The organism is Microbacterium sp. 05T445 (genome assembly GCF_056395865.1).
The window spans coordinates 72776-88885 of sequence record NZ_JBFTKJ010000002.1 but is presented as its reverse complement, the minus strand read 5'-3'; the positions used below and the strand labels follow the sequence as shown (position 1 = coordinate 88885).

At 72.2% G+C, this 16110-nt stretch carries 11 protein-coding genes; 10 read left to right on the top strand and 1 reads right to left on the bottom strand.

Annotation, left to right across the window (positions count from 1 at the left end):
* Positions 1–96: 96 nt before the first annotated feature.
* The 10 genes from AC1DDU_RS09940 (at position 97) to AC1DDU_RS09895 (ending at position 14446) form a co-directional block, all read left to right on the top strand.
* Entirely contained in the window at positions 97–4869 is a 4773-nt protein-coding gene (locus tag AC1DDU_RS09940) for an ATP-dependent helicase (RefSeq protein WP_477433633.1), read from the top strand.
* The gene (locus AC1DDU_RS09935) at positions 4862–5650 is read left to right on the top strand and encodes a DNA-formamidopyrimidine glycosylase family protein (RefSeq protein ID WP_477433631.1); all 789 of its coding nucleotides are present in this window, start codon (positions 4862–4864) and stop codon (positions 5648–5650) included. Before AC1DDU_RS09940 ends, AC1DDU_RS09935 begins: the two co-directional genes overlap by 8 nt.
* Before the next feature lie 310 nt (positions 5651–5960).
* A complete protein-coding gene (locus AC1DDU_RS09930; protein ID WP_477436789.1) occupies positions 5961–7136 on the top strand; it encodes an ABC transporter ATP-binding protein in 1176 nt (391 codons plus the stop codon).
* A gap of 40 nt (positions 7137–7176) precedes the next feature.
* A complete protein-coding gene (locus tag AC1DDU_RS09925; RefSeq protein WP_477433630.1) occupies positions 7177–8355 on the top strand; it encodes a polyamine ABC transporter substrate-binding protein in 1179 nt (392 codons plus the stop codon).
* On the top strand, positions 8348–9271 hold the full coding sequence (locus AC1DDU_RS09920; protein ID WP_477433628.1) for an ABC transporter permease: 924 nt from the start codon (positions 8348–8350) through the stop codon (positions 9269–9271). Before AC1DDU_RS09925 ends, AC1DDU_RS09920 begins: the two co-directional genes overlap by 8 nt.
* The gene (locus AC1DDU_RS09915; protein ID WP_477433626.1) at positions 9268–10185 is read left to right on the top strand and encodes an ABC transporter permease; all 918 of its coding nucleotides are present in this window, start codon (positions 9268–9270) and stop codon (positions 10183–10185) included. Before AC1DDU_RS09920 ends, AC1DDU_RS09915 begins: the two co-directional genes overlap by 4 nt.
* 83 nt (positions 10186–10268) lie before the next feature.
* Positions 10269–11921 (top strand): amidohydrolase, encoded by a 1653-nt coding sequence (locus tag AC1DDU_RS09910; RefSeq protein WP_477433624.1) that lies wholly within the window; start codon positions 10269–10271, stop codon positions 11919–11921.
* 29 nt (positions 11922–11950) lie between these two features.
* Entirely contained in the window at positions 11951–12508 is a 558-nt protein-coding gene (locus AC1DDU_RS09905; RefSeq protein WP_477433622.1) for a cysteine hydrolase family protein, read from the top strand.
* A gap of 169 nt (positions 12509–12677) precedes the next feature.
* Positions 12678–14108, top strand: a complete 1431-nt coding sequence (locus AC1DDU_RS09900) for an NAD(P)/FAD-dependent oxidoreductase (RefSeq protein WP_477433620.1) — start codon at positions 12678–12680, stop codon at positions 14106–14108.
* On the top strand, positions 14105–14446 hold the full coding sequence (locus AC1DDU_RS09895) for a cupin domain-containing protein (protein WP_477433618.1): 342 nt from the start codon (positions 14105–14107) through the stop codon (positions 14444–14446). The genes AC1DDU_RS09900 and AC1DDU_RS09895 overlap by 4 nt, the downstream gene beginning before the upstream one ends.
* Positions 14447–14519: 73 nt before the next feature.
* Here the strand turns inward: AC1DDU_RS09895 and AC1DDU_RS09890 are convergent, their stop codons facing one another.
* On the bottom strand, positions 14520–16103 hold the full coding sequence (locus AC1DDU_RS09890; RefSeq protein WP_477433616.1) for a PucR family transcriptional regulator: 1584 nt from the start codon (positions 16101–16103) through the stop codon (positions 14520–14522).
* Between the last annotated feature and the right edge of the window lie 7 nt (positions 16104–16110).

Genomic DNA, 16110 nt, shown 5'->3' with positions numbered 1-16110 from the left:
CCTACCCGACACCCCGCGGCGCGGGTCCGGCGCGTCTGGCGACCCGATGCGGGCCTGATCTGGCCGGATGTCGGCGATCGCGACGAAGATGGAGAGATGGGCGACGTCCTCGAACGGTTCGGTCCTGCCACGCAGGACTGGTTCCGGGGCGCCTTCCATGCGCCCACCGCCGCCCAGAAGGGCGCGTGGGAGGCGATCTCCGCCGGCAGGCACGCGCTGGTGGTGGCGCCGACCGGGTCGGGCAAGACGCTGTCGGCCTTCCTCTGGGCGATCGACCGCGTCTTCCACGACAAGGCGGCCGCTCCCCCCGTGCCGGCAGGCAGGAAGAGGCGGGCGGATGCCGCCGCCCCGGCGACGCGCATCCTCTACATCTCGCCCCTGAAGGCGCTGGGCGTCGACGTCGAGCGCAACCTGAGGTCGCCGCTGGTCGGGATCGGGCAGTCGGCGCGGCGCCTGGGGCTGACCGTGCCCGACGTCACCGTCGGCGTGCGTTCGGGCGACACCCCCGCCGGCGACCGGCGCAAGCTCGTGCAGACGCCTCCCGACATCCTCATCACGACGCCCGAGTCGCTCTATCTGATGCTGACGAGCCGGGCGGGCGAGACGCTGCGCGACGTGCACACGGTGATCGTCGACGAGGTGCACGCCGTCGCCGCCACCAAGCGCGGCGCGCACCTGGCGGTGAGCCTCGAGCGGCTGGATGCGCTGCGGCGCGCGTTCGCTCCGGATGCCGCACCGGCGCAGCGGATCGGGCTGTCGGCCACGGTGCGACCGATCGACGAGGTCGCGCGGTTCCTGGGCGGCGCCGAGCCCGTCGAGATCGTCGCCCCGCGGGCCACCAAGGCGTTCGACATGAAGGTCGTGGTGCCGATCGGCGACATGCTGAACCCGCCGCCGCCTCCGAGCCCGTACCACTCCGACGGCTCCGGCGACGGATCGGACGCGAGCGACGACGAGCCCATCGACGAGGACTGGTTCGCCGACGGCCAGTCGGCCTCGTCGCGCCGCGCGTCCGGCGCCGGCGAGACCGAGATGACCGGCTCGGTGTGGCCGCACGTCGAAGAGGCGATCGTCGACCGCATCCTGCAGCACCGCTCGACGATCGTGTTCTGCAACTCGCGCCGCCTCGCCGAGCGCCTCACCGGGCGACTGAACGAGATCTACTCCGAGCGCCTCGGGCTCGATCTGCCCGAGCAGACCGTCCCCGCCGCGATGATGGCGCAGGCCGGCGCGACCGCGGGCGCCGAGCCGGTGCTCGCGAAGGCGCACCACGGCTCGGTCTCGAAGGAGCAGCGGGCACAGGTCGAGGAGGAGCTGAAGTCCGGCATCCTCCGCTGTGTCGTGGCCACGTCGAGCCTCGAGCTCGGCATCGACATGGGGGCGGTCGACCTCGTGATCCAGGTCGAGGCGCCCCCGAGCGCGGCATCCGGCCTGCAGCGCATCGGCCGTGCGGGTCACCAGGTCGGCGAGGTGAGCCGCGCGGCGCTGTTCCCGAAGCACCGCGGCGACGTGCTGCACACCGCGATCGTGACCGAGCGCATGCTCGCCGGGCAGATCGAGGCGATCGCGATCCCGCAGAACCCGCTCGACATCCTCGCTCAGCAGACCGTGGCCGCCGCCGCGATCGGCCCCGTCGACGTCGAGGGCTGGTACGAGACGCTCAAGCGCAGCGCGCCCTTCCGTTCGCTCCCCCGGTCCGCTTACGAGGCGACGCTCGACCTCATCGCCGGCCGGTTCCCGTCCGACGAGTTCGCGGAGCTGCGTCCGCGCGTCATCTGGGACCGCGATCTCGGTGTGCTCACCGGGCGCCCCGGCGCGCAGCACATCGCCGTGACCAGCGGCGGCACGATCCCCGACCGCGGCCTGTTCGGCGTCTTCGTCGCCGGCGAGTCCCAGAACGCCCGCGTCGGGGAGCTCGACGAAGAGATGGTGTACGAGTCCCGGGTGAACGACGTCTTCACCCTCGGCACCACGAGCTGGCGCATCGTCGAGATCACCCACGACCGCGTCAACGTGGTGCCGGCCTTCGGGCAACCCGGCAAGGTGCCGTTCTGGCACGGCGACGGCATCGGCCGTCCCGCCGAGCTCGGCGAGGCGCTCGGCAGGTTCTCGCGCGAGGTGTCGGCGGCGAAACCCGACAAGGCCGAGTCGCGGCTGCGCGACGCCGGGCTCGACGAGTTCGCGCAAGACAATCTGCTGGCCTATCTCGCCGAGCAGCGCGAGGCCACCGGAACCCTGCCGACCGACCGCCAGCTCACCGTCGAGCGCGGGCGCGACGAGGTCGGCGACTGGCGCGTCATCCTCCATTCCCCGTACGGCATGCAGGTGCACGCGCCGTGGGCGCTCGCCGTCAACGCGCGCATCCGCGAGCGGCTGGGGGTCGACGGGTCGGCGGTCGCCAGCGACGACGGGATCATCGCGCGGATCCCGGATGCCGCAGCCGAGCCGCCCGGCGCAGACCTCTTCGTGTTCGATCCCGACGAGCTCGACCAGATCGTGACGGAGGAGGTCGGCGGGTCGGCGCTGTTCGCCTCCCGGTTCCGGGAGTGCGCTGCCCGCGCGCTGCTGATGCCGCGCCGCAACCCCGGCAAGCGCACACCGCTGTGGCAGCAGCGGCAGCGTTCTGCGCAGCTGCTCGAGGTTGCGCGGCGGTATCCGACGTTCCCGATCATCCTCGAGACGCTCCGCGAGGTGCTGCAGGACGTCTACGACGTCCCGTCGCTGCTGCGCCTCATGCGCGGGATCGGCGAGCGCCGCATCCGGCTCATCGAGACCGAGCCCGCGCAGCCGTCGCCGTTCGCCCGCGACCTGCTCTTCGGCTACGTGGGCGCATTCATGTACGAGGGCGACTCTCCTCTCGCCGAGCGCCGGGCCGCTGCGCTCTCGGTCGACCCGGCCCTGCTGTCGGAGCTGCTCGGCAAGGTCGAGATGCGGGAGCTGCTCGACCCCGACGTGATCGCCCAGTTCGAGCGCGAGGCGCAGCGCCTGGATCCCGAGCGCCGCGCCCGCGGGCTCGAAGGCGCCGCCGATCTGCTGCGGCTGCTCGGTCCGCTCGATGCCGCCGAGGTCGCCGAGCGGCTGCAGGCCGGCCTCGATCCGGACGCCGTCGCCGCCCACGCCACCGAGGCGGAGGCATCCGCTCTCCTGGACGCGCTCGTCTCGGCCCGACGTGCGATCCCGGTGACGATCGCCGGCCGCACCCGCGTCGCCGCGATCGAAGACGCGGGGCGGCTGCGCGACGCGCTGGGCGCGGCGCTGCCCGTCGGCATCCCGACCGCGTTCCTGGAGCCCGTCGCCGACCCCCTCGGCGATCTGATCGCACGGTTCGCACGCACGCATGGCCCCTTCACCGCGGATGCCGTCGCCGACCGCCTCGGCATCGGCGTCGCCGTCGCGCGACTCACGCTGCAGCGGCTCGAGTCTCAGGGACGCGTCACCAGCGGCTTCTTCCTCCCGCAGACCGCGACCACCGCCCGCGCCGACGAGACCGAATGGTGCGACGGCGAGGTGCTGCGCCGGCTGCGGATGCGCTCGCTCGCGGCGATCCGAGGAAGCGTAGAGCCGGTGCCGCAGCACGCCTACGCCCGGTTCCTCCCGGTGTGGCAGCACGTCACCCGCCCGCTCGAGGGCGTCGACGGCGTCGCCGCGGTCATCGAGCAGCTCGCCGGCGTCCCCATCCCGGCCAGCGCGTGGGAGTCGCTGGTGCTCCCGGCGCGCGTCGCAGACTACGCACCGGGCATGCTCGACGAGCTCACCGCCACCGGCGAGGTGGTGTGGTCGGGGCACGGCAGCCTGCCCGGGCGGGACGGCTGGATCGCGCTGCATCCCGCCGACGCGGTGCCGCTCACGCTCGCGCTCCCCGACGAGGCGGAGGAGGTGCCGCCCGGCTCTCTCGACGCCCAGCTGCTGGCCGCGCTCGCCGGCGGCGGGGCGTACTTCGCCGCGCAGCTGCGGCAGGCGACCGGCGCCGAGAACGAGCAGTCCGTGATCGATGCGCTCTGGCGGCTGACATGGGCCGGCCTGGTGACCAACGACACGTTCGCCCCCGTGCGCTCCCTCGTGTCGGGCGGTTCGCAGGCCCATCGCGTGAGCCGGCGCACACCCCGGGCCCGCCTCTACCGGGGCGCCGCGGTGCGCACGGTGGCGGCAACCGTCCCCGCGCGTCCGCCGGCGATCGGCGGACGATGGTCGCTGCTGGCCGCCCCCGAGCCCGATCCCGCACTGCGGGCGACCGCCACGGCGAGCCTCCTGCTCGACCGCTACGGCGTCGTCACGCGCGGCGCGGTGCAGGCCGAGGGCGTGCCCGGCGGGTTCGCCCAGACGTACCGCGTGCTCGCAGGCTTCGAGGAGGCGGGGCACTGCCGCCGCGGTTACGTCATCGAGAAGCTCGGCGCGGCGCAGTTCGCGGCATCCGCCACCGTCGACCGGCTGCGCGAGTTCGCCGGCCTCTCCGATCCTCCGCCGCTGCGGGCGGTGACGCTCGCCGCCACCGACCCGGCCAATCCCTACGGCGCGGCCCTCGCGTGGCCCGCGCTCGAGGGCGTCGGGCATCGCCCCGGGCGCAAGGCGGGAGCCCTCGTCGTCCTGGTCGACGGCGCGCTCGCGCTGTACCTGGAGCGCGGCGGCAAATCGGCGCTCGCGTTCACCGGCGACGAGCCGGTGCTCGCCGCCGCCACGCAGGCACTCGCGGCCACTGCGCGCGCCCGGCGCCTGGACACCCTCACGATCGAGCAGGTCAACGGGGCGTTCGTGTACGGCACGTCGGTCGGGCGCGCCCTGCGGGATGCCGGATTCGTGGAGTCGCCGCGCGGGCTCACGCTGCGGCGGCTCACCGCCGGCGACGCGATCCGCGAGGGCGCGCGTGCCTGAGGGCGACACCGTCTTCCGCACGGCCCGAAAGCTCGACGCGGCGCTCGCGGGCGCGACGGTCACGCGCTTCGAGCTCCGCGTGCCGCAGGTCGCGACGGTCGATCTGCGCGGCGAGCTCGTCCACGAGGTCGTCGCCCGAGGGAAGCACCTGCTCCACCGCATCGGCTCGTGGACACTGCACACGCACCTCAAGATGGAGGGCGAATGGCACGTCTATCGCCGCGGCGAGCGCTGGCGTGCCCCGGCGTTCCGTGCACGGGCCATCATCGGCGCGACGACGCCCGGCGACGAAGAATGGGAGACCGTCGGGTTCGACCTGGCCGAGATCTCGGTCGTCCCGACCGCCACGGAGGAGGAGCTGGTCGGCTACCTCGGCCCGGACCCTCTCTCCGACGCGTGGGATCCGGCGGCGGCCGCCGCGCATCTGGCCGCCGACGCCCGCCCGGTGCACGTCGCGATCCAGGACCAGCGCAACATCGCCGGCTTCGGCAACGAGTACGCGAACGAGATCCTCTTCGTGCGCGGCATCCTCCCGACCACTCCCGCGAACGAGACGGATGCCGCCGCCCTCGTGGATCTCGGCGCCCGCATGATCCGCGCCAACCGCGACCGGATCGACCGCACGTTCACCGGCGACGCGCGTCGCGGCCGCACCACGTGGGTCTACGGCCGCGAAGGACGTCCGTGCCGCCGCTGCGGCACCCTGATCCGGCGCGGCCGGCTCGGCGCCGACCCGACGCGCGAACGCGTCGTGTTCTGGTGCCCGTCCTGCCAGCGCTGAACCTGCCCGATCCGCTCCCGCCCGTGCCTGCCGGCACGCCGGTCAGGTCTCGATCGTGCAACGGACGGACTGTCGCCCCGGCCGGGCCGGTCCGCCGCCGATGCCCGCCACACCCCGGAAACACGGCGGTTTCCTGGCCGTCACGCCCACCCAGACGTTCTGTCGTGCCAGACGGGAGACACACCCCGATCGTCTGGTTCGGCGTCGGCCGCATTGCGACCGGTCACCCTGCGATATTGAATACCTCACACACCCGAACAGGTCGTGCACCGTCGCACGACCCGCCACGAGAAGGACCTCACGAGTGACGATGTCGACAGGTACGGCCCCCGCAGCGCAGGCGACGCAGGGCGATCAGGCTCCCACCGACGAGGCGGCGCGCGGAGCGGTCGTCCTGTCGGGGATCACCAAGTACTACGGCGACCAGATCGCGGTCGACGACCTGTCGCTCACGGTGCAGCCGGGCGAGTTCATCTCGCTGCTGGGCCCCTCGGGCTGCGGCAAGACCACCACGCTGCGCATGATCGCCGGCTTCGAGCAGCCCGATGCCGGCGACATCCGCATCTCGGGCGCCTCGGTGCTCGGCCAGCCGCCGTACCGCCGCAACGTCAACACAGTGTTCCAGGCGTACGCGCTCTTCCCGCACATGACTGTGGCCGAGAACGTCGCCTACGGGCTGCAGCAGCGCAAGACCCCCAAGGCCGAGATCCGCGCGCGGGTCGCCGAGGCGCTCGACCTCGTGCAGATGCGCGGCTTCGCCGACCGCAAGCCCACCCAGCTCTCGGGCGGCCAGCAGCAGCGCATCGCGCTGTCGCGCGCGCTCGTCAACCGCCCGGCCGTGCTGCTGCTCGACGAGCCGCTCGGGGCGCTGGACCGCCAGCTGCGCGAAGAGATGCAGCTCGAGCTTAAGCTGCTGCAGTCGCGCCTGGGCATCACGTTCGTGTTCGTCACGCACGACCAGGGCGAGGCGCTGTCGATGAGCGACCGCATCGCGATCATGCGGCACGGCCGCATCGAGCAGATCGCCGACGCCGACACGGTGTACGCCCGCCCCGCCTCCGCCTACGTCGCGGCGTTCGTCGGGCAGCAGAACTTCTTCACCGGAGCCGTGACCGACGACGGCAGCGCCGTCGACTCCCCCGTGGCGCGGGTGCGTGCGACGGCCCAGGGCCTCGCGGGACTGGCGACCGGCCAGGCGGCCGTGCGCCCCGAGTTCGTCCGCATCGCGGCCGACGGCGGGGCGGAGGCATCCGTCAACTCCGTCCGCGGCACGCTCCTGGGCGTCGCACACCTCGGCGAGACGATGCAGTACCTCGTGCGGGTCAGCGACGACAAGAGCATCATCGCGCGCCGCCCCACCCCGGAGGCCCCGTCGCTGTCCGTCGGCGACGCGGTGCTGTGCTCGTGGGATGCCGAGAACGTCCTGCTCTTCCCCGCCGACGAGGCCGCCGCCGACAGCGGCTACGTCGCTCCCCCCGCCGCCTGATCCACTCGCTCTTCTCGCGCCCGACCCCCAGGAGACAACGATGCCCCAGTCCCCGATCCGCATGCTGGTCAGCAGCGACGCGGCCCCCACGATCCGCCGCGAGCTGACCCGCCGCGGCTTCCTCGGCGTGGCTGCCGCGGCCGGCGCGGCCGCGATCCTCACCGCCTGCACTCCGGGCGGCGGCGCGTCTGCTGCGCCCGCCGCGACCGGCGGGGCGCTGGAGGGCGACCTGTCGATCTACACGTGGGGCGACTACGACGACCCCGAGGTCGTCGAGACGTTCACGAAGGAGAAGGGCCCGAAGGTCGAGATGTCGTCCTTCAACTCCAACGAGGAGATGATCGCCAAGCTCACCGCCGCCAAGGGCACCGGTGGCTACGACATCGTCGTCCCGACCGGGGTCTACATCCAGCAGATGGTGCAGAACGGGCTGCTGCAGAAGCTCAACCGCGACCTGATCCCGAACTTCAAGAACCTGGACACGGCGTTCGTCGGCCGCGCGTGGGACCCTGACAACGAGTACTCCATCTGCAAGGACTGGGGCACCACCGGGTTCGTCTACGACAAGACCGTGATCACGCGCGAGCTCACCACGTGGGCCGACTTCCTGGATGCCGCGCAGAACGAGGCCAGCGGCAAGACGTCGATGCTCGATGACGCGGGCGAGCTGACCGGCGCCTACTTCTGGGCAAACGGCATCCCGTGGACCACGACCGACACCGCCGACCTCGACGCGGCCGAGGACTTCCTGGTGAACACGCTCGCCACGCACATCGAGGCGTTCGACTCGTACCCGGGCGGCGGCGCGATCCAGCAGGCCTCGCACGTGCTCATGCAGGCCTACAACGGCGATGTGCGCCTCGCCCTGATGGAGAGCAGCGAGCCCGACCGCTGGCAGTGGGTGCTGGCCGGCCCGAAGACCGAGATCTGGATGGACAACTGGGCCATCCCGGTCGGTGCCCCTCACCCCGAGGCCGCGCACGCGTTCATCGACTACGTGCTCGACCCCGAGGTGTCACTCAAGGAGCTCGACTACATCGGGTATCACACCGGTGTCGCCGACATCGAGCAGGCGGCCGCCGATGCGGGCCTCCCCCTCCTCGACATGGTGTTCTTCACGCCCGAGCAGCTGGCGACGATGGAGGAGGGCGAGGTCAACGACGCGCTGCCTCGCGTCATCGACATCTACAACAAGGTCAAGGCGGCGGCAGGTGCGTAAGAAGGCGGGCATCGCCCTCGCGTTCCCCGCGTGGGCGTGGCTGCTCTTCTTCTTCGTCATCCCAGTCGGCTACGTCGTCTGGTTCAGCTTCGGCTACAAGCCCGGCATCTTCGGCACCCACGCGAACGACGTCCTGTCGTTCGACCGGTACCTCGAGGTGCTCACGCCGACGTTCTTCGCCACCTTCCAGAACACGCTGTGGATCGGCATCGTCGGCACGCTCGCGTGTCTGGCGATCGGCGCACCCGTCGCGTACTGGATGGCGGTGAAGGCACCGCCGTCACGCCGCGGCCTCCTCGTGGCCCTGGTGATGGTGCCGTTCTGGACCAACTTCCTGGTGCGCACGATCGGGTGGCAGATCATCCTGGCCCCCAACGGCTGGCTGTCCGGAGTGACGCAGTCGATGGGGCTCGGCTCTCTGGAGATCCTGTACACGCGCCAGGCGGTCCTGCTGGGTGTCGTGTACAACTACCTGCCGCTGATGATCCTGCCGCTGTTCGTCGCCTTCGACCGCGTCGGCCCTTCGCTGCGCGAGGCGTCCAAGGATCTCGGCGCCGCACGCTGGACGACCTTCCTGCGTGTGACGCTGCCGATCGCGCGACCGGGCCTGGTCGCGGGCGTGCTGCTGGTGTTCATCCCGCTCATGGGCGATTACATCACCGCGACGATCCTCGGCGGGGCCAAGGGCAACATGATCGGCCAGATGGTGGCGATCCAGTTCCAGACCGCGCAGAACTGGGCGCTCGGCTCGGCCATGGCGGTGATGCTCATCCTCATCGTGATGCTCACCACCGGCGTGGCGTTCGCGCTCGTGTGGCTCGTCGGCATCCCCTTCCGGCTGCACAACCGCGTCGTGCTCGACCCCGTCCCGTCTCCGGCCGCCGCCGCGGCCGTTCCCGCAGGAGGTGCCGCATGACCGCCGTCGACTCGCGCCCGGTCGCCGACGACACGCGCACGATCCTCTCGGCCCGCAGCACCGTCCGGCCGCGTGCCAAGCGCTCCCGCGGCGACGTCGGATTCACGATCTGGGGCATCGCGGTGCTGGCGTTCCTGTTCCTGCCGATCGCGGTCGTGGTGGCGTACTCGTTCAACACCGGGCGCCTGCTCACCTCGTTCACGCAGTTCGGGTTCGACTCGTTCGCCGCGATCGTCACCAACAACGTGATCCGCGACGCGGTGCTCATCTCGGTGCAGACCGGCTTCATCGCCGCGGTGTTCGCGAGCGTGCTGGGCACCCTCGCCGGCATCGCGATGGCGCGGCATCCCGGCAAGTGGGTGTGGTGGTTCCTGGGGCTGCTGCTGCTGGTGTCGGTGACGCCCGAGATCGTCGACGCGGTGGCGCTGCTGCCGTGGCTCGTGACGCTCGGCCAGGACTGGGGGCTCGGGCTGTTCAACAACGGCATCGTCCGCCTCGTCGTCGGCCACTCGCTGTTCTCGATCGCGATCGTCTCGTACCTGGTGCGGGCGCGGCTGATCGGCCTGGACGCGCAGTTGGAGGAGGCATCCGCCGACCTGTACGCGACCCCGTTCACCACGTTCCGCCGCGTGACCTTCCCGCTCGCCCTGCCGGCGGTGCTCGCCGGCTTCCTGCTGTCGTTCACGCTGAGCCTGGACAACACCGTCATCGCGGCGTTCGTCTCGGTGTCGGGATCGACGCCGTGGCCGGTGTACATCCTGGGGTCGGTGCGCACGGGTCTGCGCCCCGAGATCGCCGCGGTGTCGACGATCATGCTGCTGCTGACCCTCGTCGCGCTGGCCGTGGTCGCGATCGTGCTCAAGCGCGCCGGCGACTCGGCGGCCGACATCGCCCGCACGATGGCGGGCGGCTGACCCGACCCTTCGCTGCGCCCGCCCGCCGGTCCCGCCGGCGCGGCGAGGCGGCGCGACCCCGCGACAACCCGAGGAGAGTACCCATGACCTTCGCCGACCTCGTCTTCACGGGCGGCCCCGTGTTCACCGCGAACGCCGTCCGCTCCCGCACCGACGCCGTCGCGGTGCGGGACGGCCGCATCGTCGCGGTCGGCGAGGGGGTGCGCGAGCTCGTCGGCGGCGCGACCGAGGTCGTGGATCTCGGCGGCCGCATGCTCGTCCCCGGCTTCCAGGACGCACACGTGCACCCGGTGTGGGGCGGCCTGGACATGCTCCGGTGCGACCTGTCCGAGTACGCCACCGCGGACGAGTACCTCGACGCGGTCGGCCGCTACGCGAAGGAGCATCCGTCCGACGAGTGGATCCTCGGCGGCGGCTGGCAGATGTCGGCGTTCCCGGGCGGCACACCGACGGCGGCGGCGCTGGATGCCGTCACGGGGTCTCGTCCGGCCTTCCTGCCGAACCGTGACGGCCACGGCGCGTGGGTGAACTCGGCCGCCCTGCGCCTCGCGGGCATCGACCGCGGCACCGCCGACCCCGCGGACGGGCGCATCGAGCGGGACGCCCACGACGATCCGTCGGGAACCCTCCACGAGGGCGCGATGAGCCTGGTCAACCGGCTGCTGCCCGAGGAGTCGCTCGAGCGCCTGACCGAGGCCCTCCTCGTCGGCCAGCAGTACCTTCACTCGTTCGGCGTCACGGCGTGGCAGGACGCCATCGTGGGATCGTACGGGGATGCCGGCGACCCGGCGCCCGCGTATCTCGCGGCCGCCGCCGACGGGCGTCTTACCGGCCGCGTGGTCGGCGCGATCTGGTGGGACCGCACGCGCGGCCTGGAGCAGATCCCGTCGATCCTCGAACGCCGCGAGGCCTACCGCGCCGGACGCTTCGCCGCGACGAGCGTCAAGATCATGCAGGACGGCGTCGCCGAGAACTTCACCGCGTCGATGCTCGAGCCGTACTGCGACGGCCACGGGCACGCGACCGACAACGCGGGCATCTCGTTCGTGCCGCCCGAGATCCTCGATCAGGCGGTGCCGCTCCTGGACGCCGAAGGGTTCCAGGTGCACTTCCACGCGATCGGCGACCGCGCCGTGCGGGAGTGCCTGGATGCCGTGGCGCACGCGATCGCGCGCAACGGCCGCGGCGACCGCCGCCACCACATCGCGCACCTGCAGGTCGTGCACCCCGACGACATCCCGCGCTTCCGCGAGCTCGGCGTCGCCGCCAACATGCAGTCGCTGTGGGCGACGTACGAGCCGCAGATGGTCGAGCTCACGCTGCCGTTCTTCGGCGAGACGCGCAGCGCCTGGCAGTACCCGTTCGGCGACCTGCAGCGGTCGGGCGCGGTCCTCGCGGCGGGCAGCGACTGGTCGGTGTCGACCCCCGATCCGCTGGCGGCGATCCACACCGCCGTCAACCGGATGGCGGTGCCCGGCCACGAGGAGGGCGACTACGACCCCTTCTACCCCGAGCAGGCCATCGACTTGACGACCTCGCTGGTCGCCTACACCGCGGGCTCGGCCTGGGTGAACCATCTCGACGACGTCACCGGGACGATCGAGCCGGGCAAGCTCGCCGACCTCGTCGTGCTCGATCGCGACCCGTTCGCCGGGCCCGCCGACCAGATCGGCGCCACCCGCGTGCTGCAGACGTTCGTGGAGGGCGAGCGGGTCTACGCCGCAACCGACGCCTGAGCCCGTTTCGGCGCCCCTATGCTGTAGCGGTGACCCGACTGCTGCTGCTCATCGACATCCAGCGCGACTACTTCCCGGGTGGGCGTCATCCGCTGGTCGACCCGGATGCCGCGGCCGACGCCGCCGCGCGGCTGCTTGCCGCGTTCCGCACGTCGGGCGAGCGGGTCGTGCACGTGCAGCACGTGTGGGAGGGACCGGATGCCGCGTTCTTCGCATCCGGCACCCCCGGGGTGGAGTTCGATCCCCGCGTGGCGCCCGACGGCGAGGAGCACGTCGTCGTGAAGCACGAGCCCAATGCGTTCCTCGGCACCGGCCTGGAGGCGCTGCTGCGCGCCGCGGACGCGGACGAGATCGTCGTGGCGGGCATGATGTCGAGCATGTGCGTCGACGCGACGGTGCGTGCGGCATCCGATCTGGGCTTCCGCATCGCGGTCGCGCAGGACGCCTGCGCCGCTCCCGACCTCGCCTACGACGGCCGGACGGTGCCCGGCACGCAGGTGCACCTGGCTTTCATGGCCGCACTCGACGGCAGCTATGCCCGGGTGGCGGATGTGGAGACGTTCGTCGGCGAGCTCGTCGCCGGCTGACTCCGGGGTTCCCACCGCGCGACAGGGTGTCCGGCGCACCGAGCGCGCGAGCGCCCGGCCCGACAACCTGTCCGGCCGCACCCGGAACTCCTGACACGAGCCGGCGACATGCCCGGTGCCGACCCGCGAGGATGGGGAACGACCCTACATCGCATCGGAGTTGATAACCGTGGGCACGACCGTCTTCGAACGACAGCGGCCGACCGCATCCGTCGTTGAGCACTCTCTCGCCGACACGGCGCACTCCGTGTTCTGGCGCGACGACCTCCCCGCGGACCTCACCCCCGACCGGCCGGCCCTGGTGGGCACGCACCGCGCCGACCTGGTCGTCGTAGGCGGGGGGTACACGGGGCTGTGGACGGCGCTGCTGGCCACCGAGCGCGACCCGAGCGCGAAGGTCGTCGTGGTCGAGGCGCAGCGCGCCGGCTGGGCGGCATCCGGTCGCAACGGCGGGTTCTGCGAGGCGAGCCTCACCCACGGGCACGAGAACGGCATGGCCCGCTGGCCGAAGGAGATGCCGACGCTCGAGCGCCTGGGCAGGGAGAACCTCGACGCGATCGAGGCGTCCGAGGGCCGCTACGGCATGGACTTCCAGTTCGAGCGGACCGGCATGCTCGCCCCCGCCATCGAGCCCCACCAGGTCGACTGGCTGAAGGAGTGGGCCGCCGAGGGCGAGGAGGGCGCGGTCTACCTCGACCGGGCCGAGGTGCAGGCATCCGTGCACTCCCCCACCTACCTCGCGGCGGTGTGGGAGAAGGACTCCTGCGGCATGGTGCACCCCGCGCGCATGGCCGCCGAGCTCGCTCGCGTCTGCGAGGAGCGCGGCGTCGAGATCTTCGAACGCTCGCACGTCACCGACCTCGACACCAGTGGCCCCGGCGTCGTCGTCGTGACCGACCAGGGGCGGGTGGAGGCATCCCGTGCCGTCCTCGCCACCAACGTCTTCCCGTCGCTCATCAAGCGCAACCGCCTCATGACGGTGCCGGTGTACGACTACGTGCTCATGACCGAGCCGCTCACCGACGAGCAGCTGGCCTCGATCGGCTGGCAGGACCGTCAGGGCATCGGCGACATGGCGAACCAGTTCCACTATTACCGGATCACCAAGGACAACCGGATCCTGTTCGGCGGGTACGACGCGATCTATCACTATGGCCGCAAGGTGCGCTCCGAGTACGAGAACCGTCCCGAGACGTGGCGCAAGCTCGCGAACCACTTCTTCACGACGTTCCCGCAGCTGGAGGGCCTGCGCTTCACGCACCAGTGGGCCGGCGCGATCGACACGTCGACGCAGTTCACGGCGTTCTTCGGCACCGCGCGCGACAAGCGCGTCGCCTACGCCGCCGGCTTCACCGGCCTCGGCGTCGGCTCCACCCGGTTCGCCGGCGAGGTCATGCTCGACCTGCTCGAAGGCGTGGAGAACGAGCGCACCGAGCTCGAGATGGTGCGCAAGCGCCCGCTGCCGTTCCCGCCCGAGCCCGCCGCCTCGATGGGCATCAACGCCACACGCTGGTCGCTGGACCGCGCCGACCACAACAAGGGCAAGCGCAATCTGCTGCTGAAGACGCTCGACGCGCTCGGACTGGGATTCGACTCGTGAACCCCGGGATCGTGACGGATGCCGCGTCCCTGACGCTCGCGCACGAGCCGCTGCCCGCCGAGCAGGTGGTGGCGGGTGCGCCGACGACCGGGTACCTCGAGCTCGGCGAGATCGCCGGCGCGGGCATCGGCGTCTGGGAGCACACTCCCGGCACCTCGACCGACGTCGAGGCGGACGAGGTGTTCGTCGTGCTGTCGGGCTCGGGAACGGTCGCGTTCGACGACCCGGGGCTCGAGCCGATCACGCTCGCGCCGGGCGCCGTGGTGCGCCTGACGGCCGGCATGAAGACGGTCTGGACGATCGACGAGACGCTGCGGAAGGTCTACATCTCGGGCTGACGCGCACGCGTGCACGACGAACGGGCCGGACCCCGCGGGGTCCGGCCCGTTCCGCGTCTGCGGCGCCGAACGCTCAGCGGCCCGCCGAGCGGCGCACCAGCAGTGCGAGGTGCAGCGCGGTCTGCGTCTCGCCGTCGTCGAGGTCGGAGCCGAGCAGCTCCTCGATGAGGGCGATCCGCTGGTAGAACACCGACCGCGAGAGATGGGATGCCCCGGCCGCCGCGGTGCGGTTGCCGGGGTGGGCGAGCATGGCCTCGAGCACGTCGAGCAGGTCGCCCGACCGCGACAGGTCGTGGGCGATCAGCGGCGCGAGCATGCGCTCACCGTGCTCGAGCACCCGGTGGTCGTCGCGCAGCGCCGTGACCAGCTGCACCAGCGGGCGGTTGTCGGCGCGGCGCAGCTGCGGGCCGCGCCCGGCGCGGCGGCGGCGCCCGCCCGCGAGGTCGACCGCCTCGTGCACCGAGGCGAGGGCGGCGTCGATCCCCTCCGCGGCACGGCCGACCGACACCGTGACCCGGTCGGCGTCGGCGGCGTCGACGAGCGTGCGCACGAACGCCAGCACCGCGGCGTCGTCGAACACGACGTCGGCCGGCAGCGACACCAGCAGCGTCGCGGCGGGGGCGAGGACTCCGGTCGGCGCCGAACCCGCCAGGGCACGGCCGCGCAGAGCGCGGGCTGCAGCATCCGCCCGCTCCGCCGCGACGGGCGCGCCGGAGACGACCAGGCCGTAGAGCTTCGCACCGCGCAGCGGGAGCCCAGCCGCCTCGAGCCGGGCGGCGGCGCCGCCGACGCCGGCGAACCGACCGGCGAGCAGTCCGTCGACGAGGCGGCGGCGGCCGATGCGCGCCCACTCGTCGGCATCGCCGTCGGCCAGACGCCCCACGGCGAGGGCGATCGCCCCCTGCTCGAGCACCGCGATGCGCCCGGCGGGGTGATCCGGCCCCGGAAGGGCGATGAGATTGCCCCAGCGGATGCCGCGGGCCTCGACCGGGACGATCAGCCAGTCCTCCGCGCCCGGCGGCGTGCCGCGGTCGCTGCGCTGCTCCGAGCGGCGGTGCTCCGACCGCGAGCGCAGCTCCCACTCGGTGAACAGCTCCTCCTCCAGGGCGAGCGGCACCTCGGCGGCCACGACCTCGTAGCCGAGGTTCTCCAGCACGATGGGTGCGCCGAGCGTCTGGGCGAGCTGGTGCACGATGAAGTCGGCGGGCGAGCCGCGCAGCACGAGCGCGGTGAAGCGCTCGCGCACCTCGTCGCGGGCGCGCAGCGCATCGGTCTGCCCGGTGATGATGCGGCTGTGCACCGCCTCGGTGAGGGTGACGAACTTCACCTCGCGGTGCAGCACGATCAGCGCCAGCCCGCGGGCGCGCGCGGCCTCGACGACGACGGCGGGGACGTAGCGGTAGTGGGTGCCGAGCTCCAGGACCAGGCCCGACAGTCCGGCATCGGCGAGGGCGTCGATGAACCGGTGCAGATCGGCCGGTTCGGCCGGCCACGACGATCCCGTCGACATCAGCAGCTCCCCGCCGTCCAGCAGGCGGGCGACGCCCGCGCTGTCGGACACGTGCAGCCAGCGCACGCGCTTGTCGAGCGCTTCGTCTCCGACGATCACCTCGGGCACGCCCTGCGCGACCGCCTCGAGAGCGATCACCTCGCGCACGGTCGGG

What these genes read in the sequence shown, in the direction of transcription:
- AC1DDU_RS09940 (WP_477433633.1), top strand. Translation starts at nt 97, where the DNA reads ATGGGCGACGTCCTCGAACGGTTCGGTCCTGCCACGCAGGACTGGTTC.
- AC1DDU_RS09930 (WP_477436789.1), top strand. Translation starts at nt 5,961, where the DNA reads ATGTCGACAGGTACGGCCCCCGCAGCGCAGGCGACGCAGGGCGATCAG.
- AC1DDU_RS09925 (WP_477433630.1), top strand. Translation starts at nt 7,177, where the DNA reads ATGCCCCAGTCCCCGATCCGCATGCTGGTCAGCAGCGACGCGGCCCCC.
- AC1DDU_RS09915 (WP_477433626.1), top strand. Translation starts at nt 9,268, where the DNA reads ATGACCGCCGTCGACTCGCGCCCGGTCGCCGACGACACGCGCACGATC.
- AC1DDU_RS09910 (WP_477433624.1), top strand. Translation starts at nt 10,269, where the DNA reads ATGACCTTCGCCGACCTCGTCTTCACGGGCGGCCCCGTGTTCACCGCG.